Source organism: Vibrio sp. SCSIO 43132 (assembly GCF_019904195.1).
Taxonomy (GTDB): Bacteria; Pseudomonadota; Gammaproteobacteria; order Enterobacterales; family Vibrionaceae; genus Vibrio; species Vibrio nigripulchritudo.
Genome location: NZ_CP063199.1, coordinates 2200794 through 2224811, shown reverse-complemented (window position 1 = coordinate 2224811; position 24018 = coordinate 2200794). Strand labels below are relative to the sequence as shown.

The window sequence follows — 24018 nt, the reverse complement described above, 5'->3', positions numbered from 1 at the left end:
ATAATGAGTTAGCTCTATTAAGAGTTTTACTCACTCTGATGAGTATCAAAGCAGAGTTTTCTATGAACCATTATTGAGAATTTATTCTCAATAATGAGAATATCAATCAAATAAATCTTTAGTATGAGTAGAATTTATCAATAAGTTACCGATACAGATAACTAATAGTTTTGTAATTAGCTCGATTCGCAAATTGATATTCAGTTCTTATTTTAGGAACAGTATGAAAAATACTCTTAATAATGGTCATTGAATCATTAAGTTAAATTTTTAAACAACTATTTACGATTGATGCAAAATTGAAACACCTTAAGTTTGAGAGCTGGCTCATAAACTTGAAAGAGTAATGAATGAGACATTGCTTCAAACATTTGCTTTTGTGGAGTTAGTTCCATATAGGTGTTAAATTATTAGTTTAACTAATAAAAATCTAATGCGTTATTCATCCTGGCGGAAATACGCAAACAAAAATTAGAGGTTAGCATGGATTCTATTCAGTCTCTTTTATCTTCAGCGATCGCAGGTGTTGGTCAAATGATTGTTATTGACCAGCAAGGAAACATTCGAGTTGTTCCAAAAGGAACCCCACTTTTACCCGGAGAAGTCGTTCTTGAAGCCGACGGTGCGTCCAAAGACGGTGCGGCACCACGAGCGGGTATTGTTGACGATAATCAAGACATCAACCAACTTGAGCTTGATGAAGACATTCAAGAAATTTTCGCAGCCTTAGAAGGCGGAGAAGACCCAACTCAGTTGGACGACGAATTCGCAACTGCTGCGGGTGACGCTTCATCGGGCTCAAGTTTAACTACATCCGGTGAAATCGAGCGTATTGGTGCGCAATCCATTGCAGAAACATCGTTCGATACAGGCAGCTTTGAACGCCAGGGGCTGTCCAGAACCCAAAGCCTGACACTTCTAGAATCCTATCGAATCTTGCTAACCGCCACGACCGATTCGGGTCCAGAAGGTGCTCCTTCTGTTGCTATTCCCGAAGCGGTGAACTCTGTTAATGCTGAAGAAGCAGAGGATGGTGTCGATCTACTAATCACAGTGCCAGCAGACACAACGATTGAAGACACCATATTTGTCGAAGTTTCGACACCTACTGGTGAATCTGTCTTCATTGAAGTTCCCGTTCCTGATGACTGGGATGGAACCTCTCCAATTGTTGTGACTATTCCGTCAGGAAATTTAAATACAGATGGGAGTTACACGGTAACATCTGAAGTGTTTAAGCCAAACGGAGATTCAACCTCTACCAGTGCACCAGTTACTTTCGATTTAGATACAACACCACCGTCTACACCAACAGTGACCATCACAGAAGATGCAAATAACGATGGAACGCTAAGTGATGATGAATTAGACGGTCAGGTAACAGTCACTGTTCAAATCCCGTCCGATGCAGAAGTTGGCGATGTATTAAAAGTGACAGGACAGCCTGACACGATCATCACTCAAGACATGATTAACGCTGGTTCAATCATCTTGGAGTACGACAGACCAGCCGATGGTGAAACCCTTGACATAACAGCCACTATTACCGACCAGGCAGGTAACACCTCTACAGCTGGCAACGATAGTGTTGTAACAGAAGACAATACACCAACAGGTGCACCAACCGTTCAGATTCTTGATGATGCCAACAATGATGGCATCTTAACCTCTGATGAAAATGACGGTTCGGTGGATGTTCGAATCACACTACCAGAAGGTGTGAAAGTCGGTGACGTTCTTAAAGTGACTGGGCAGCCAGATATTGTCATCAATCAAGAACAGATCGATGTCGGATTTATCACTGTCAGTTACCCAGTTCCCGAGCAAAATGAAACACTAACAGTAAACGCGACAGTAACAGACTCGTCAGGTAACGTGTCCGCAGCAGGCAGTGACTCGGTTACTGGTGAGAACATCAATGATAATCCAGTAATTGGCGATGAAAATGGTGATCCTGTTGGTGACTCAATTACTGTATCTGTTAACGAAGATACTACTAAGTCAGGTAAGTTAACCGCTTCGGACGTTGACGGAGACGACCTGACGTTTTCAAAAGGCACAGATCCATCCAATGGGACTGTTACTGTTGACGCAGATGGGAACTGGTCTTACACACCGAATGAAAACTACAACGGAAATGACAGCTTTACCGTTGTAGTCAGTGATGGAAACGGTGGTACAGATACCATCACTATCAATGTTGAAGTCGCAGCAGTTAATGACGACCCAACAGCGACCGCTGAAAACGTTGAAGTTAATGAAGACGCAAGCGTAACAGGGCAGATCGAGGCATCTGATGTCGATCTTCCGGCTGGAGAATCTCTGACTTTTACAACTGATGAAGTTGTGAAAGGTTTGACACTAAATTCAGACGGTTCGTATACATTCGACGCAAGTGAATATGATGATCTGAAAGAAGGTCAGGAGCTCGTCATTAGTGTGCCTGTTACTGTTACAGACGATGCAGGCGGCAGCACTACAACAACACTCACCATTACCGTGACTGGCAGTAACGATCCTGCTGACGTAACGGCGGGTGTTGCAAATCTCACAGAATCCGATTCAGTATTGTCAGCAAACGGGAAACTTGAAAGTACCGACCCCGATGGTAACGACAATACGTTCAAACCTACAACGATCAATGGTACCTACGGTATGCTGACTCTTCAGGCAGATGGTACCTGGAACTTCGAATCCCACACGGCTTTGGATGAGCTGGACGCAAACGACAAGGTAACGGAACAATTTGTTGTTGAGACCGAAGACGGAACAAAAACCACCATTGACATCAACATTCAGGGAACCAACGATGCCCCTGTTGTTGAAACTCAGACTCAAGCCTGGATTTTCGAAGACGACACATCAAAGACCGTAAAAGGCTTTACGGTTAATGACCCTGATGCCAGTGACAGTCATACTTTCACCATTGTTTCCCAACCAGATACCAGTCTTGGTGAATTTGAAATGCGAGCAGACGGCAGCTGGACGTTTGTTCTAACCGATACCGAAGCCGCTGATAAACTGCCCGAAGGTCATAAGCTCAACGAAGTTTACCAAATCGAAGTCAAAGACTCTCAGGGTGCGACAACAGTCGTAGACGTAACGGTAACCATCATAGGTAAGAACGATGCTGCCGACGTCACTGCAGCATCAAAGACACTTACAGAAACCGATGCAGTGCTAAGAACCAGTGGCACTCTGACGCACACCGATGTTGATGGTGCGGATAATACCTTTAAAGCCGACACTATAGAAGGTGATATCGGCACACTCTACATGCACAAAAGCGGCGAATGGCAGTTTGTTGCTGATGGCACATACGATCATCTAGACGATGGCGAACACGTTACAGAAACCTTTAACGTCTTTACCGAAGATGGCACACCAACAACCATCACCATCAGAATCGACGGCACAAACGACGCACCAGTTGCAGTCGCAGATACCGCTACGACGCAAGAAGATAACACTGTAACTATTGACGTTCTTGCAAACGACACGGACGCCGAAGATAACGCCTTAACAATCAAAGAAGCTTCTGTTCCATCAGAACAAGGCACCGTCGCCATAGTCGACGGAAAAATTGTCTTCACCCCAGCCGACAATTTCAACGGCGAAGCAACAATTACCTACACAGTAACCGATGGTAAGTTGGATAGTGAACCTTCTACAGTGAAAGTGACCGTAGAAGCGGTTAATGACGAAGTAGGTCCAGTGACAGACAGCAATGTCGCGGACAACACAGTGAGTGAAAACGCGGGCGTGGGCACGGTGGTGAACATCACAGGTGTGGCGACCGACGCAGACGGTGACAAAGTCACGTACAGTCTGACGAATGACGCGAATGGTCTGTTCACGATCGACCCAGAGACAGGTGTGGTGACGGTCGCGAAGGACGGTCTGGACTACGAAACGGCGCAAAGTCACACGATCGAAATCACGGCGACGTCGAGCGACGGTTCAACGAGCAAAGAAACCTTCACCATAGGTGTAGAAAACGCGGACGGCACGACGCCGGGCGAAGGCGATACAGACAATGCGGTAGGTCCAGTGACAGACAGCAATGTCGCGGACAACACAGTGAGTGAAAACGCGGGCGTGGGCACGGTGGTGAACATCACAGGTGTGGCGACCGACGCAGACGGTGACAAAGTCACGTACAGTCTGACGAATGACGCGAATGGTCTGTTCACGATCGACCCAGAGACAGGTGTGGTGACGGTCGCGAAGGACGGTCTGGACTACGAAACGGCGCAAAGTCACACGATCGAAATCACGGCGACGTCGAGCGACGGTTCAACGAGCAAAGAAACCTTCACCATAGGTGTAGAAAACGCGGACGGCACGACGCCGGGCGAAGGCGATACAGACAATGCGGTAGGTCCAGTGACAGACAGCAATGTCGCGGACAACACAGTGAGTGAAAACGCGGGCGTGGGCACGGTGGTGAACATCACAGGTGTGGCGACCGACGCAGACGGTGACAAAGTCACGTACAGTCTGACGAATGACGCGAATGGTCTGTTCACGATCGACCCAGAGACAGGTGTGGTGACGGTCGCGAAGGACGGTCTGGACTACGAAACGGCGCAAAGTCACACGATCGAAATCACGGCGACGTCGAGCGACGGTTCAACGAGCAAAGAAACCTTCACCATAGGTGTAGAAAACGCGGACGGCACGACGCCGGGCGAAGGCGATACAGACAATGCGGTAGGTCCAGTGACAGACAGCAATGTCGCGGACAACACAGTGAGTGAAAACGCGGGCGTGGGCACGGTGGTGAACATCACAGGTGTGGCGACCGACGCAGACGGTGACAAAGTCACGTACAGTCTGACGAATGACGCGAATGGTCTGTTCACGATCGACCCAGAGACAGGTGTGGTGACGGTCGCGAAGGACGGTCTGGACTACGAAACGGCGCAAAGTCACACGATCGAAATCACGGCGACGTCGAGCGACGGTTCAACGAGCAAAGAAACCTTCACCATAGGTGTAGAAAACGCGGACGGCACGACGCCGGGCGAAGGCGATACAGACAATGCGGTAGGTCCAGTGACAGACAGCAATGTCGCGGACAACACAGTGAGTGAAAACGCGGGCGTGGGCACGGTGGTGAACATCACAGGTGTGGCGACCGACGCAGACGGTGACAAAGTCACGTACAGTCTGACGAATGACGCGAATGGTCTGTTCACGATCGACCCAGAGACAGGTGTGGTGACGGTCGCGAAGGACGGTCTGGACTACGAAACGGCGCAAAGTCACACGATCGAAATCACGGCGACGTCGAGCGACGGTTCAACGAGCAAAGAAACCTTCACCATAGGTGTAGAAAACGCGGACGGCACGACGCCGGGCGAAGGCGATACAGACAATGCGGTAGGTCCAGTGACAGACAGCAATGTCGCGGACAACACAGTGAGTGAAAACGCGGGCGTGGGCACGGTGGTGAACATCACAGGTGTGGCGACCGACGCAGACGGTGACAAAGTCACGTACAGTCTGACGAATGACGCGAATGGTCTGTTCACGATCGACCCAGAGACAGGTGTGGTGACGGTCGCGAAGGACGGTCTGGACTACGAAACGGCGCAAAGTCACACGATCGAAATCACGGCGACGTCGAGCGACGGTTCAACGAGCAAAGAAACCTTCACCATAGGTGTAGAAAACGCGGACGGCACGACGCCGGGCGAAGGCGATACAGACAATGCGGTAGGTCCAGTGACAGACAGCAATGTCGCGGACAACACAGTGAGTGAAAACGCGGGCGTGGGCACGGTGGTGAACATCACAGGTGTGGCGACCGACGCAGACGGTGACAAAGTCACGTACAGTCTGACGAATGACGCGAATGGTCTGTTCACGATCGACCCAGAGACAGGTGTGGTGACGGTCGCGAAGGACGGTCTGGACTACGAAACGGCGCAAAGTCACACGATCGAAATCACGGCGACGTCGAGCGACGGTTCAACGAGCAAAGAAACCTTCACCATAGGTGTAGAAAACGCGGACGGCACGACGCCGGGCGAAGGCGATACAGACAATGCGGTAGGTCCAGTGACAGACAGCAATGTCGCGGACAACACAGTGAGTGAAAACGCGGGCGTGGGCACGGTGGTGAACATCACAGGTGTGGCGACCGACGCAGACGGTGACAAAGTCACGTACAGTCTGACGAATGACGCGAATGGTCTGTTCACGATCGACCCAGAGACAGGTGTGGTGACGGTCGCGAAGGACGGTCTGGACTACGAAACGGCGCAAAGTCACACGATCGAAATCACGGCGACGTCGAGCGACGGTTCAACGAGCAAAGAAACCTTCACCATAGGTGTAGAAAACGCGGACGGCACGACGCCGGGCGAAGGCGATACAGACAATGCGGTAGGTCCAGTGACAGACAGCAATGTCGCGGACAACACAGTGAGTGAAAACGCGGGCGTGGGCACGGTGGTGAACATCACAGGTGTGGCGACCGACGCAGACGGTGACAAAGTCACGTACAGTCTGACGAATGACGCGAATGGTCTGTTCACGATCGACCCAGAGACAGGTGTGGTGACGGTCGCGAAGGACGGTCTGGACTACGAAACGGCGCAAAGTCACACGATCGAAATCACGGCGACGTCGAGCGACGGTTCAACGAGCAAAGAAACCTTCACCATAGGTGTAGAAAACGCGGACGGCACGACGCCGGGCGAAGGCGATACAGACAATGCGGTAGGTCCAGTGACAGACAGCAATGTCGCGGACAACACAGTGAGTGAAAACGCGGGCGTGGGCACGGTGGTGAACATCACAGGTGTGGCGACCGACGCAGACGGTGACAAAGTCACGTACAGTCTGACGAATGACGCGAATGGTCTGTTCACGATCGACCCAGAGACAGGTGTGGTGACGGTCGCGAAGGACGGTCTGGACTACGAAACGGCGCAAAGTCACACGATCGAAATCACGGCGACGTCGAGCGACGGTTCAACGAGCAAAGAAACCTTCACCATAGGTGTAGAAAACGCGGACGGCACGACGCCGGGCGAAGGCGATACAGACAATGCGGTAGGTCCAGTGACAGACAGCAATGTCGCGGACAACACAGTGAGTGAAAACGCGGGCGTGGGCACGGTGGTGAACATCACAGGTGTGGCGACCGACGCAGACGGTGACAAAGTCACGTACAGTCTGACGAATGACGCGAATGGTCTGTTCACGATCGACCCAGAGACAGGTGTGGTGACGGTCGCGAAGGACGGTCTGGACTACGAAACGGCGCAAAGTCACACGATCGAAATCACGGCGACGTCGAGCGACGGTTCAACGAGCAAAGAAACCTTCACCATAGGTGTAGAAAACGCGGACGGCACGACGCCGGGCGAAGGCGATACAGACAATGCGGTAGGTCCAGTGACAGACAGCAATGTCGCGGACAACACAGTGAGTGAAAACGCGGGCGTGGGCACGGTGGTGAACATCACAGGTGTGGCGACCGACGCAGACGGTGACAAAGTCACGTACAGTCTGACGAATGACGCGAATGGTCTGTTCACGATCGACCCAGAGACAGGTGTGGTGACGGTCGCGAAGGACGGTCTGGACTACGAAACGGCGCAAAGTCACACGATCGAAATCACGGCGACGTCGAGCGACGGTTCAACGAGCAAAGAAACCTTCACCATAGGTGTAGAAAACGCGGACGGCACGACGCCGGGCGAAGGCGATACAGACAATGCGGTAGGTCCAGTGACAGACAGCAATGTCGCGGACAACACAGTGAGTGAAAACGCGGGCGTGGGCACGGTGGTGAACATCACAGGTGTGGCGACCGACGCAGACGGTGACAAAGTCACGTACAGTCTGACGAATGACGCGAATGGTCTGTTCACGATCGACCCAGAGACAGGTGTGGTGACGGTCGCGAAGGACGGTCTGGACTACGAAACGGCGCAAAGTCACACGATCGAAATCACGGCGACGTCGAGCGACGGTTCAACGAGCAAAGAAACCTTCACCATAGGTGTAGAAAACGCGGACGGCACGACGCCGGGCGAAGGCGATACAGACAATGCGGTAGGTCCAGTGACAGACAGCAATGTCGCGGACAACACAGTGAGTGAAAACGCGGGCGTGGGCACGGTGGTGAACATCACAGGTGTGGCGACCGACGCAGACGGTGACAAAGTCACGTACAGTCTGACGAATGACGCGAATGGTCTGTTCACGATCGACCCAGAGACAGGTGTGGTGACGGTCGCGAAGGACGGTCTGGACTACGAAACGGCGCAAAGTCACACGATCGAAATCACGGCGACGTCGAGCGACGGTTCAACGAGCAAAGAAACCTTCACCATAGGTGTAGAAAACGCGGACGGCACGACGCCGGGCGAAGGCGATACAGACAATGCGGTAGGTCCAGTGACAGACAGCAATGTCGCGGACAACACAGTGAGTGAAAACGCGGGCGTGGGCACGGTGGTGAACATCACAGGTGTGGCGACCGACGCAGACGGTGACAAAGTCACGTACAGTCTGACGAATGACGCGAATGGTCTGTTCACGATCGACCCAGAGACAGGTGTGGTGACGGTCGCGAAGGACGGTCTGGACTACGAAACGGCGCAAAGTCACACGATCGAAATCACGGCGACGTCGAGCGACGGTTCAACGAGCAAAGAAACCTTCACCATAGGTGTAGAAAACGCGGACGGCACGACGCCGGGCGAAGGCGATACAGACAATGCGGTAGGTCCAGTGACAGACAGCAATGTCGCGGACAACACAGTGAGTGAAAACGCGGGCGTGGGCACGGTGGTGAACATCACAGGTGTGGCGACCGACGCAGACGGTGACAAAGTCACGTACAGTCTGACGAATGACGCGAATGGTCTGTTCACGATCGACCCAGAGACAGGTGTGGTGACGGTCGCGAAGGACGGTCTGGACTACGAAACGGCGCAAAGTCACACGATCGAAATCACGGCGACGTCGAGCGACGGTTCAACGAGCAAAGAAACCTTCACCATAGGTGTAGAAAACGCGGACGGCACGACGCCGGGCGAAGGCGATACAGACAATGCGGTAGGTCCAGTGACAGACAGCAATGTCGCGGACAACACAGTGAGTGAAAACGCGGGCGTGGGCACGGTGGTGAACATCACAGGTGTGGCGACCGACGCAGACGGTGACAAAGTCACGTACAGTCTGACGAATGACGCGAATGGTCTGTTCACGATCGACCCAGAGACAGGTGTGGTGACGGTCGCGAAGGACGGTCTGGACTACGAAACGGCGCAAAGTCACACGATCGAAATCACGGCGACGTCGAGCGACGGTTCAACGAGCAAAGAAACCTTCACCATAGGTGTAGAAAACGCGGACGGCACGACGCCGGGCGAAGGCGATACAGACAATGCGGTAGGTCCAGTGACAGACAGCAATGTCGCGGACAACACAGTGAGTGAAAACGCGGGCGTGGGCACGGTGGTGAACATCACAGGTGTGGCGACCGACGCAGACGGTGACAAAGTCACGTACAGTCTGACGAATGACGCGAATGGTCTGTTCACGATCGACCCAGAGACAGGTGTGGTGACGGTCGCGAAGGACGGTCTGGACTACGAAACGGCGCAAAGTCACACGATCGAAATCACGGCGACGTCGAGCGACGGTTCAACGAGCAAAGAAACCTTCACCATAGGTGTAGAAAACGCGGACGGCACGACGCCGGGCGAAGGCGATACAGACAATGCGGTAGGTCCAGTGACAGACAGCAATGTCGCGGACAACACAGTGAGTGAAAACGCGGGCGTGGGCACGGTGGTGAACATCACAGGTGTGGCGACCGACGCAGACGGTGACAAAGTCACGTACAGTCTGACGAATGACGCGAATGGTCTGTTCACGATCGACCCAGAGACAGGTGTGGTGACGGTCGCGAAGGACGGTCTGGACTACGAAACGGCGCAAAGTCACACGATCGAAATCACGGCGACGTCGAGCGACGGTTCAACGAGCAAAGAAACCTTCACCATAGGTGTAGAAAACGCGGACGGCACGACGCCGGGCGAAGGCGATACAGACAATGCGGTAGGTCCAGTGACAGACAGCAATGTCGCGGACAACACAGTGAGTGAAAACGCGGGCGTGGGCACGGTGGTGAACATCACAGGTGTGGCGACCGACGCAGACGGTGACAAAGTCACGTACAGTCTGACGAATGACGCGAATGGTCTGTTCACGATCGACCCAGAGACAGGTGTGGTGACGGTCGCGAAGGACGGTCTGGACTACGAAACGGCGCAAAGTCACACGATCGAAATCACGGCGACGTCGAGCGACGGTTCAACGAGCAAAGAAACCTTCACCATAGGTGTAGAAAACGCGGACGGCACGACGCCGGGCGAAGGCGATACAGACAATGCGGTAGGTCCAGTGACAGACAGCAATGTCGCGGACAACACAGTGAGTGAAAACGCGGGCGTGGGCACGGTGGTGAACATCACAGGTGTGGCGACCGACGCAGACGGTGACAAAGTCACGTACAGTCTGACGAATGACGCGAATGGTCTGTTCACGATCGACCCAGAGACAGGTGTGGTGACGGTCGCGAAGGACGGTCTGGACTACGAAACGGCGCAAAGTCACACGATCGAAATCACGGCGACGTCGAGCGACGGTTCAACGAGCAAAGAAACCTTCACCATAGGTGTAGAAAACGCGGACGGCACGACGCCGGGCGAAGGCGATACAGACAATGCGGTAGGTCCAGTGACAGACAGCAATGTCGCGGACAACACAGTGAGTGAAAACGCGGGCGTGGGCACGGTGGTGAACATCACAGGTGTGGCGACCGACGCAGACGGTGACAAAGTCACGTACAGTCTGACGAATGACGCGAATGGTCTGTTCACGATCGACCCAGAGACAGGTGTGGTGACGGTCGCGAAGGACGGTCTGGACTACGAAACGGCGCAAAGTCACACGATCGAAATCACGGCGACGTCGAGCGACGGTTCAACGAGCAAAGAAACCTTCACCATAGGTGTAGAAAACGCGGACGGCACGACGCCGGGCGAAGGCGATACAGACAATGCGGTAGGTCCAGTGACAGACAGCAATGTCGCGGACAACACAGTGAGTGAAAACGCGGGCGTGGGCACGGTGGTGAACATCACAGGTGTGGCGACCGACGCAGACGGTGACAAAGTCACGTACAGTCTGACGAATGACGCGAATGGTCTGTTCACGATCGACCCAGAGACAGGTGTGGTGACGGTCGCGAAGGACGGTCTGGACTACGAAACGGCGCAAAGTCACACGATCGAAATCACGGCGACGTCGAGCGACGGTTCAACGAGCAAAGAAACCTTCACCATAGGTGTAGAAAACGCGGACGGCACGACGCCGGGCGAAGGCGATACAGACAATGCGGTAGGTCCAGTGACAGACAGCAATGTCGCGGACAACACAGTGAGTGAAAACGCGGGCGTGGGCACGGTGGTGAACATCACAGGTGTGGCGACCGACGCAGACGGTGACAAAGTCACGTACAGTCTGACGAATGACGCGAATGGTCTGTTCACGATCGACCCAGAGACAGGTGTGGTGACGGTCGCGAAGGACGGTCTGGACTACGAAACGGCGCAAAGTCACACGATCGAAATCACGGCGACGTCGAGCGACGGTTCAACGAGCAAAGAAACCTTCACCATAGGTGTAGAAAACGCGGACGGCACGACGCCGGGCGAAGGCGATACAGACAATGCGGTAGGTCCAGTGACAGACAGCAATGTCGCGGACAACACAGTGAGTGAAAACGCGGGCGTGGGCACGGTGGTGAACATCACAGGTGTGGCGACCGACGCAGACGGTGACAAAGTCACGTACAGTCTGACGAATGACGCGAATGGTCTGTTCACGATCGACCCAGAGACAGGTGTGGTGACGGTCGCGAAGGACGGTCTGGACTACGAAACGGCGCAAAGTCACACGATCGAAATCACGGCGACGTCGAGCGACGGTTCAACGAGCAAAGAAACCTTCACCATAGGTGTAGAAAACGCGGACGGCACGACGCCGGGCGAAGGCGATACAGACAATGCGGTAGGTCCAGTGACAGACAGCAATGTCGCGGACAACACAGTGAGTGAAAACGCGGGCGTGGGCACGGTGGTGAACATCACAGGTGTGGCGACCGACGCAGACGGTGACAAAGTCACGTACAGTCTGACGAATGACGCGAATGGTCTGTTCACGATCGACCCAGAGACAGGTGTGGTGACGGTCGCGAAGGACGGTCTGGACTACGAAACGGCGCAAAGTCACACGATCGAAATCACGGCGACGTCGAGCGACGGTTCAACGAGCAAAGAAACCTTCACCATAGGTGTAGAAAACGCGGACGGCACGACGCCGGGCGAAGGCGATACAGACAATGCGGTAGGTCCAGTGACAGACAGCAATGTCGCGGACAACACAGTGAGTGAAAACGCGGGCGTGGGCACGGTGGTGAACATCACAGGTGTGGCGACCGACGCAGACGGTGACAAAGTCACGTACAGTCTGACGAATGACGCGAATGGTCTGTTCACGATCGACCCAGAGACAGGTGTGGTGACGGTCGCGAAGGACGGTCTGGACTACGAAACGGCGCAAAGTCACACGATCGAAATCACGGCGACGTCGAGCGACGGTTCAACGAGCAAAGAAACCTTCACCATAGGTGTAGAAAACGCGGACGGCACGACGCCGGGCGAAGGCGATACAGACAATGCGGTAGGTCCAGTGACAGACAGCAATGTCGCGGACAACACAGTGAGTGAAAACGCGGGCGTGGGCACGGTGGTGAACATCACAGGTGTGGCGACCGACGCAGACGGTGACAAAGTCACGTACAGTCTGACGAATGACGCGAATGGTCTGTTCACGATCGACCCAGAGACAGGTGTGGTGACGGTCGCGAAGGACGGTCTGGACTACGAAACGGCGCAAAGTCACACGATCGAAATCACGGCGACGTCGAGCGACGGTTCAACGAGCAAAGAAACCTTCACCATAGGTGTAGAAAACGCGGACGGCACGACGCCGGGCGAAGGCGATACAGACAATGCGGTAGGTCCAGTGACAGACAGCAATGTCGCGGACAACACAGTGAGTGAAAACGCGGGCGTGGGCACGGTGGTGAACATCACAGGTGTGGCGACCGACGCAGACGGTGACAAAGTCACGTACAGTCTGACGAATGACGCGAATGGTCTGTTCACGATCGACCCAGAGACAGGTGTGGTGACGGTCGCGAAGGACGGTCTGGACTACGAAACGGCGCAAAGTCACACGATCGAAATCACGGCGACGTCGAGCGACGGTTCAACGAGCAAAGAAACCTTCACCATAGGTGTAGAAAACGCGGACGGCACGACGCCGGGCGAAGGCGATACAGACAATGCGGTAGGTCCAGTGACAGACAGCAATGTCGCGGACAACACAGTGAGTGAAAACGCGGGCGTGGGCACGGTGGTGAACATCACAGGTGTGGCGACCGACGCAGACGGTGACAAAGTCACGTACAGTCTGACGAATGACGCGAATGGTCTGTTCACGATCGACCCAGAGACAGGTGTGGTGACGGTCGCGAAGGACGGTCTGGACTACGAAACGGCGCAAAGTCACACGATCGAAATCACGGCGACGTCGAGCGACGGTTCAACGAGCAAAGAAACCTTCACCATAGGTGTAGAAAACGCGGACGGCACGACGCCGGGCGAAGGCGATACAGACAATGCGGTAGGTCCAGTGACAGACAGCAATGTCGCGGACAACACAGTGAGTGAAAACGCGGGCGTGGGCACGGTGGTGAACATCACAGGTGTGGCGACCGACGCAGACGGTGACAAAGTCACGTACAGTCTGACGAATGACGCGAATGGTCTGTTCACGATCGACCCAGAGACAGGTGTGGTGACGGTCGCGAAGGACGGTCTGGACTACGAAACGGCGCAAAGTCACACGATCGAAATCACGGCGACGTCGAGCGACGGTTCAACGAGCAAAGAAACCTTCACCATAGGTGTAGAAAACGCGGACGGCACGACGCCGGGCGAAGGCGATACAGACAATGCGGTAGGTCCAGTGACAGACAGCAATGTCGCGGACAACACAGTGAGTGAAAACGCGGGCGTGGGCACGGTGGTGAACATCACAGGTGTGGCGACCGACGCAGACGGTGACAAAGTCACGTACAGTCTGACGAATGACGCGAATGGTCTGTTCACGATCGACCCAGAGACAGGTGTGGTGACGGTCGCGAAGGACGGTCTGGACTACGAAACGGCGCAAAGTCACACGATCGAAATCACGGCGACGTCGAGCGACGGTTCAACGAGCAAAGAAACCTTCACCATAGGTGTAGAAAACGCGGACGGCACGACGCCGGGCGAAGGCGATACAGACAATGCGGTAGGTCCAGTGACAGACAGCAATGTCGCGGACAACACAGTGAGTGAAAACGCGGGCGTGGGCACGGTGGTGAACATCACAGGTGTGGCGACCGACGCAGACGGTGACAAAGTCACGTACAGTCTGACGAATGACGCGAATGGTCTGTTCACGATCGACCCAGAGACAGGTGTGGTGACGGTCGCGAAGGACGGTCTGGACTACGAAACGGCGCAAAGTCACACGATCGAAATCACGGCGACGTCGAGCGACGGTTCAACGAGCAAAGAAACCTTCACCATAGGTGTAGAAAACGCGGACGGCACGACGCCGGGCGAAGGCGATACAGACAATGCGGTAGGTCCAGTGACAGACAGCAATGTCGCGGACAACACAGTGAGTGAAAACGCGGGCGTGGGCACGGTGGTGAACATCACAGGTGTGGCGACCGACGCAGACGGTGACAAAGTCACGTACAGTCTGACGAATGACGCGAATGGTCTGTTCACGATCGACCCAGAGACAGGTGTGGTGACGGTCGCGAAGGACGGTCTGGACTACGAAACGGCGCAAAGTCACACGATCGAAATCACGGCGACGTCGAGCGACGGTTCAACGAGCAAAGAAACCTTCACCATAGGTGTAGAAAACGCGGACGGCACGACGCCGGGCGAAGGCGATACAGACAATGCGGTAGGTCCAGTGACAGACAGCAATGTCGCGGACAACACAGTGAGTGAAAACGCGGGCGTGGGCACGGTGGTGAACATCACAGGTGTGGCGACCGACGCAGACGGTGACAAAGTCACGTACAGTCTGACGAATGACGCGAATGGTCTGTTCACGATCGACCCAGAGACAGGTGTGGTGACGGTCGCGAAGGACGGTCTGGACTACGAAACGGCGCAAAGTCACACGATCGAAATCACGGCGACGTCGAGCGACGGTTCAACGAGCAAAGAAACCTTCACCATAGGTGTAGAAAACGCGGACGGCACGACGCCGGGCGAAGGCGATACAGACAATGCGGTAGGTCCAGTGACAGACAGCAATGTCGCGGACAACACAGTGAGTGAAAACGCGGGCGTGGGCACGGTGGTGAACATCACAGGTGTGGCGACCGACGCAGACGGTGACAAAGTCACGTACAGTCTGACGAATGACGCGAATGGTCTGTTCACGATCGACCCAGAGACAGGTGTGGTGACGGTCGCGAAGGACGGTCTGGACTACGAAACGGCGCAAAGTCACACGATCGAAATCACGGCGACGTCGAGCGACGGTTCAACGAGCAAAGAAACCTTCACCATAGGTGTAGAAAACGCGGACGGCACGACGCCGGGCGAAGGCGATACAGACAATGCGGTAGGTCCAGTGACAGACAGCAATGTCGCGGACAACACAGTGAGTGAAAACGCGGGCGTGGGCACGGTGGTGAACATCACAGGTGTGGCGACCGACGCAGACGGTGACAAAGTCACGTACAGTCTGACGAATGACGCGAATGGTCTGTTCACGATCGACCCAGAGACAGGTGTGGTGACGGTCGCGAAGGACGGTCTGGACTACGAAACGGCGCAAAGTCACACGATCGAAATCACGGCGACGTCGAGCGACGGTTCAACGAGCAAAGAAACCTTCACCATAGGTGTAGAAAACGCGGACGGCACGACGCCGGGCGAAGGCGATACAGACAATGCGGTAGGTCCAGTGACAGACAGCAATGTCGCGGACAACACAGTGAGTGAAAACGCGGGCGTGGGCACGGTGGTGAACATCACAGGTGTGGCGACCGACGCAGACGGTGACAAAGTCACGTACAGTCTGACGAATGACGCGAATGGTCTGTTCACGATCGACCCAGAGACAGGTGTGGTGACGGTCGCGAAGGACGGTCTGGACTACGAAACGGCGCAAAGTCACACGATCGAAATCACGGCGACGTCGAGCGACGGTTCAACGAGCAAAGAAACCTTCACCATAGGTGTAGAAAACGCGGACGGCACGACGCCGGGCGAAGGCGATACAGACAATGCGGTAGGTCCAGTGACAGACAGCAATGTCGCGGACAACACAGTGAGTGAAAACGCGGGCGTGGGCACGGTGGTGAACATCACAGGTGTGGCGACCGACGCAGACGGTGACAAAGTCACGTACAGTCTGACGAATGACGCGAATGGTCTGTTCACGATCGACCCAGAGACAGGTGTGGTGACGGTCGCGAAGGACGGTCTGGACTACGAAACGGCGCAAAGTCACACGATCGAAATCACGGCGACGTCGAGCGACGGTTCAACGAGCAAAGAAACCTTCACCATAGGTGTAGAAAACGCGGACGGCACGACGCCGGGCGAAGGCGATACAGACAATGCGGTAGGTCCAGTGACAGACAGCAATGTCGCGGACAACACAGTGAGTGAAAACGCGGGCGTGGGCACGGTGGTGAACATCACAGGTGTGGCGACCGACGCAGACGGTGACAAAGTCACGTACAGTCTGACGAATGACGCGAATGGTCTGTTCACGATCGACCCAGAGACAGGTGTGGTGACGGTCGCGAAGGACGGTCTGGACTACGAAACGGCGCAAAGTCACACGATCGAAATCACGGCGACGTCGAGCGACGGTTCAACGAGCAAAGAAACCTTCACCATAGGTGTAGAAAACGCGGACGGCACGACGCCGGGCGAAGGCGATACAGACAATGCGGTAGGTCCAGTGACAGACAGCAATGTCGCGGACAACACAGTGAGTGAAAACGCGGGCGTGGGCACGGTGGTGAACATCACAGGTGTGGCGACCGACGCAGACGGTGACAAAGTCACGTACAGTCTGACGAATGACGCGAATGGTCTGTTCACGATCGACCCAGAGACAGGTGTGGTGACGGTCGCGAAGGACGGTCTGGACTACGAAACGGCGCAAAGTCACACGATCGAAATCACGGCGACGTCGAGCGACGGTTCAACGAGCAAAGAAACCTTCACCATAGGTGTAGAAAACGCGGACGGCACGACGCCGGGCGAAGGCGATACAGACAATGCGGTAGGTCCAGTGACAGACAGCAATGTCGCGGACAACACAGTGAGTGAAAACGCGGGCGTGGGCACGGTGGTGAACATCACAGGTGTGGCGACCGACGCAGACGGTGACAAAGTCACGTACAGTCTGACGAATGACGCGAATGGTCTGTTCACGATCGACCCAGAGACAGGTGTGGTGACGGTCGCGAAGGACGGTCTGGACTACGAAACGGCGCAAAGTCACACGATCGAAATCACGGCGACGTCGAGCGACGGTTCAACGAGCAAAGAAACCTTCACCATAGGTGTAGAAAACGCGGACGGCACGACGCCGGGCGAAGGCGATACAGACAATGCGGTAGGTCCAGTGACAGACAGCAATGTCGCGGACAACACAGTGAGTGAAAACGCGGGCGTGGGCACGGTGGTGAACATCACAGGTGTGGCGACCGACGCAGACGGTGACAAAGTCACGTACAGTCTGACGAATGACGCGAATGGTCTGTTCACGATCGACCCAGAGACAGGTGTGGTGACGGTCGCGAAGGACGGTCTGGACTACGAAACGGCGCAAAGTCACACGATCGAAATCACGGCGACGTCGAGCGACGGTTCAACGAGCAAAGAAACCTTCACCATAGGTGTAGAAAACGTCGATGATACTCCAACAGGAAAACCAACCATCACCAACATCACCGATGATTCAGTGAATAGTGACTACTCTGAGGTGACTCTGCATGGTACGGGTAGTGAAGTCGGTAATACTATTGAGGTATTTGCTAAAGATTCTGACGGTAACTATATATCTATTGGTATAGCTACCGTCCAGGCTGATTTGAGTTGGACCCTCGATATTTCGAGTATCAGTGTTACACCGATCAACGACAATGAATTCATGTTTGCTAAGGAAACGGATTCTGCTGGAAATGTGAGTGAGGCATCCGATACCGTTCATTACTACCATGGCAGTTTCGATCCAGCTGCTACGGAGTCTTCTGACGACTACGTACTTCTTGGTGGAGGTCGAGATGATCTACAAATGGTTTCCGATGACGATAATGACTACTTTGTCGCGGATGGTGGTGCCCACGATGACAAGGCAATCTTCTCTGATTCCATTGAAAACTATGTGATCAGTGTTAACAGTGCTGGCGAGATTGTAGTATTTGAGCCATCTGAGAATGATACGAACGTATTCCGAGAGTTTGAACGCTTTACGTTTGGCGATGAGACTTACACCGTCGAACAGCTTCTGAAACCTACGGTTACCATTACCAGCGATGTGAATGACGACGGTGTTCTTTCAGGTTCTGAAGTCGAGTCATCTGTAAGCTACAGAGTTGCTCTTCCTGCTGGTGCAGCAGTGGGCACAGTTCTGCTTGTAACACTTCCTTCCGGAGTTCAGTCTATTACTCTTACAGAGCAGCAGATTGAAGATGGTCATGTAACTGGTTCTTACATTACACCATCAGAAGGTAGTGATTTCACTATTAGCGTTTCTATTACACACGCGAACGGTCAGGAATATACGTCGTCTGATTCTGTGCATGTGAATGAAGCTCCGGAAGTTAATGATTTCACAGTGTCTTCAACATCTAGTGTCTTCAATATTCCTTTCTCTGGAAATGCGACGGATACAGAAGATGACAGCAGTGCTGATAAGACGACAGACATAGTAGTGACCGAATTACCACAGTTCGGTAGCCTTTACGTCATTAACGAGGATGGTTCGAAAACGAAACTGGAAGTTGGCTCGGTTGTCGCTGATTCTGCTGTCGTTAAATATGAACTTGATAGTGATGTAAATGAAAATCTAAGCTTCGATTCGACAGCATTCAACAATGATACGCCAATCAATAATTTGTCGCAGATTGCTCTGGATAGCGGAGTAGTTATCACCGGTGGTGTTGTTGGCAATGATGGTTCACTTACGCAAGGTACCCTGAATTACGATAGTGATGTAAATGAAGCCGGTATTGGTGTAAATGGTGGTGAAATCGAAAGTGGTAACAAAGAATACGTTTCCATCGACTTCGGTGACAATGTCAATGTTACTGAAGCTAACGTATCTTTAGCGAGCCTACATGGACACTATTCAAATGCAGGTTTGGGTATTGATGCCAAGGTTCATATTGAGTTATACAAAGATGGCGTTCTGCAGACAACTGTAGTTGTAGACTCTTCTAGCGACATCGTAAATTCTCAGTATGTCGCGAATCTACAGCTTGATGGTGGCTTCGATGAAATCCGCATGACTACCACAGCGAACCAAAACTCCAACTTTACGTTAACGGGCGTCGAGGTTGTTGACTCTCAAATCAATGATGAAATTGAGTATAAAGCGGTAGATTCAGATGGTCAGGAAAGTGATGGAACAGCTACTGTCGATATCAGTATCCCTAGCTCTGAATCCGCCCTGGAACGTGCTCCAGTCGTAAACGGAGACGCTGATTTTGGTAGCTCGGATGAAGATAATGCATTCATCATTGACGCAGCTAAACTTCAAATCCTGCTCAATACTGCTACCGACGAAAATCAGGATGACTTGTTCATTTCTTCACTGTCTGTAGATGAGTCTAAAGGTGAGCTGGTCGTTACCACTAACGCTCAAGGCGAGGTGACAGGAGCTGTATTCTATCCAAATGAAGACATGGCGGCTGAAGAGATCAAGTTCGACTTCACTGTTAGTGATGGGAAACTATCAGACACTGGCTCTGCTTATTTAGACGTAGCGCCTGTAGCTGATGCACCTGAAGTGGATGTGTCAATTACAGGAGATGCAGAGCGAAATTACGATGACTTCCCAACATGGGGTATATCGACGGAAGATTTCCAAACAGGAAACTTTGATAAGTCACAGTTTAATATTGCTAACGAGAAAACGGACAGTAAAACCTGGGCAGAAACGATACATGGCACATCGGGTAATGACTACATTGTGAGTACCCATGGTGGAGGTGACTCTATCTATGGAGATGTTCACCAAAATTACCACAACGATGGTGACGATATCTTGGTGGGCAGCGATGATACTAATGGTGAATCTCTGTATGGAGGTAATGGAAAGGATATCCTCGTTTCTGGACTGGGTGTTGACTCTCTACACGGAGGCACAGGAGCAGATATTGCGATTTTGCCTGGTAAATCTACAGACTACACAGTGACGAAAGGATCGGGCTATAGCTCTAACGATAAGTGGTTTGATTTCACTAGTGTAGAGAATGGCGTTGAAATCACTAAGGCTCTGCATGACATCGAGACGGTTCAGTTCGAAGACGGTATATACACACTGAATTCAACAACGGGTGAACTCGTTCTTGTTGAGCCAACTTCGACAGAATACCCATTGGAAATTGAAGCGTCACTAAATGACACCGACGGAAGCGAATCACTGAGTCAGATCGAGATTTCTGGTCTAGTGCAAGGTGATGTCTTGAAAGGAAGCGATGGGTCTGTTCTAGGTACAGCGGGTTCGGATGGCACTATCACTTTGACCGGTTCTTGGGATTCTGATGCCACCAAAGTTACCCTGACAGGATTAACTTTAGTTTCTTCTGCATCTAATGCATCTGAAATAACGGTTACCGCTACTTCTCAGGAAGGAAGTGATACATCGAATACCGCGACAGCAGATGACTCAATTGTGTTGAGTGATTTTGTGGGAACAACCATTGGGGGAGACGGGCAGACTTACACTACCGGAGACACTCATGACACTGTAGTAGGTGACACAACAGGTACTGTGGTTACTCATGGTCAGGACTACAATATCGCCTTCATGGTTGATACATCCGGGAGTATGGGTAGCAGTAATATTGATGACATCGAAGACCAGCTGGAGAAGGTCTTTGAAAGTTTGATCAACAGTGCTAAAGGTGAGCACTCTGGAACGGTTAACGTCATGCTGGTCGATTTCGACACCCTCGCACATACCAGCGTGAGCGTAAACCTAGCGGATTCAGATGCGAAAGATAAGCTAGAAGACGTATTGGATAGTCTCAGATCTGGAGGCGGGACAAACTATGAAGATGCATTCACTGTGACAAACAATTGGTTTGAAACAGTGAAGACAACGCATCCAGATGCAAACAATATGGCTTACTTTATCACCGATGGACGCCCGACTTATTACACTACTGACGTTACCGATCCATTGGTTTACAACAGCAGCTACAACAGTAACGATCGAGCGTTGAGTGATATCCTGGGCAATTCAGATTATGTTCCTGGTCAATCTTATTCATACCAAGGCAAGTTGATTATTGATACGTATGGAAGAGTTTATAGCTATAACTCCTGGTCAAGCGACGCGACTTTCCAAGGCTATATGCGTCCAGATGGCACGGGTGAGCATGAGTTTGTTCAAATCGCTGGTCCAGGGTACTACGCAGACAGCAACACGATTTCGAATGCGAATTCAGGTTTTGACTTACTTGAAAACAGCGGAGTCACTGTTGAAGCGATAGGTATCGGGAATAGCCTTGATGAAAATCAGTTGAAAGACTTTGATACTGATGGCAACGTTCAGGCGAATGTTGATGCTGATGATCTAGCTGAAGCGATTCTGGGGTATTCAGAAGATAAGCTTCCGGGTGAAGATACCATTGATGCTGGTGCTGGCGATGACATTCTGTTTGGTGACTCAATCCACATGGCAGGAGTAAGCAGTCAGGGTTATGAAGGTATTAAAGAGTATGTTGCTGGCAAACTGGGTGTAGTTGAGGTATCCGATGCGCAAGTTCATAACTACATCACTGAAAATGTGAATGAGTTCAACCAATCTACCGACAAGGATAAGGCTGATACCTTATATGGTGGTTCTGGTGATGACATCATGTTTGGTCAGGGAGGCAATGATTCACTGTACGGTGGAGCAGGTAATGACATCCTGTTAGGCGGGTTAGGCAACGATATCTTAACTGGTGGTGACGACGCTGATGTGTTCAAGTGGGTTAAAACTGATTTGGATGGCAGCACGGACCGTATTACCGATTTCCATATCGATGATGGTGATAAACTGGACTTAAGCGATCTGTTCTCAGATTTATCTGATTCAGAAGTAACGTCCTTGCTAGACAACATTAAAGGTTCTGTGGATGGCGATGACAGCGGATCAAGCATTACTGTTAACAAAGATGGAAATTCAGTCACGATAGACTTTGACGGTGTGTCGGCGACAGATTTGACCAACAACTTAACCACAATTCTTTTGATTAAAGACGATTGATAAAAATAAAAAATGCCGGGATAAAAATCCCGGCATTTTTTAACGTCTGATTTTACAGAACCTTACATGCAAAACCTTTAAGGTAAAAACCTTCAGGGTACGCGGTGTCGACTGGATGGTCGGCTGCCTGTTCAAATCTTTCAACAAACTTTACGCTTCTACCCGCATCAACAGCTGCATCTGCAATGATCTTCTGAAACAGATCGTTTTCCATCAATCCTGAACACGAATAGGTGAGTAGTGTGCCACCTGGCTTTAAGATTTGCATCGCCAGCATGTTGATGTCTTTGTACCCACGGCAAGCGCCATTAAGCTGAGATTTCGACTCGGCAAACTTAGGGGGATCCATAATAACAACATCAAACATTGTGCCTTGATCCCGGTATTCACGAAGAAGCTTAAACACATCGGCGTTAAGAAAGACTGCACGCTTTTTAGAAACATCAAAACCGTTTTGTTCTGCATTCAATTTAGCGGTATCTAGAGCTGGCTGAGACACGTCTGCATTAATGACTCGGCTCGCTTCTCCTTTCATTGCGTACAGCCCGAATCCGCCCGTGTAAGAGAAGCAATTCAGTACTTCTTTGCCTTTTACATACTTCATCGCCTGTTGGCGACTGTCTCTTTGATCAAGGTAAAACCCTGTTTTATGCCCGTTTACGATATCGACGTTAATTTTTACGCCATTTTCTTCAATCGAAACAAACTTAGGCGGCAGTTCGCCATGTAATACACCAACGGTTTCTTCTAAACCTTCTTTCTTGCGTACAGAGACATCAGAACGCTCGTAAACGTTGTGATTTGGAAAACAGGCAACCAGAGCTTTGACCAGATTTTCTTTATGATATTCCGCACCGGCACTCAATAGCTGACATACCAAGTAGTTGTCATACTTGTCGATGGTAATACCTGGAAGACCATCTGATTCAGCGGCAATCAAACGGTATCCAGTGAGACCATCTCTTTCAATGATGTCTTCACGGAGCAACTGAGCATCATTCAAACGTTTTTCAAAGAACGCTTGATCGACTGAATCCGATTTATCGAAAGTCCAGACACGGGCACGAATTTGAGATTTTGGTGAGAATGCTGCTTTTGCTAACCATTGACCATTGTGAGAATAAACGTCCACGGTTTCACCTAAGCCAGGCTCTCCAGTCACTTTCTCGATACCACGAGAAAAAATCCATGGGTGCTTGCGACGCAAAGATTTATCGCGTCCCTTTGCTAGGTGTATAGCTGGAGTCATAATTTTGCCTGAAGTAAAAATAGGATAGGGGCGGTATTTTGGGACACCAAAAGGGGAATTGCAAACGGTGATGGAAATAAAAA

2 protein-coding genes are annotated in these 24018 nt (G+C 52.1%); one reads left to right on the top strand and one right to left on the bottom strand.

The genetic code is table 11. The features are described from left to right. The first annotated feature begins 483 nt into the window (after positions 1-483). On the top strand, positions 484-22686 hold the full coding sequence (locus INR79_RS10035; protein WP_223093957.1) for a cadherin domain-containing protein: 22203 nt from the start codon (positions 484-486) through the stop codon (positions 22684-22686). 52 nt (positions 22687-22738) lie between these two features. Here the strand turns inward: INR79_RS10035 and INR79_RS10030 are convergent, their stop codons facing one another. After that, on the bottom strand, positions 22739-23935 hold the full coding sequence (locus INR79_RS10030; RefSeq protein ID WP_223093955.1) for a class I SAM-dependent methyltransferase: 1197 nt from the start codon (positions 23933-23935) through the stop codon (positions 22739-22741). Between the last annotated feature and the right edge of the window lie 83 nt (positions 23936-24018).

Bases quoted from the DNA above. Each gene is read 5' to 3' on its own strand.
- INR79_RS10030 (WP_223093955.1), bottom strand. From the start codon at position 23,935: ATGACTCCAGCTATACACCTAGCAAAGGGACGCGATAAATCTTTGCGT.
- INR79_RS10035 (WP_223093957.1), top strand. From the start codon at position 484: ATGGATTCTATTCAGTCTCTTTTATCTTCAGCGATCGCAGGTGTTGGT.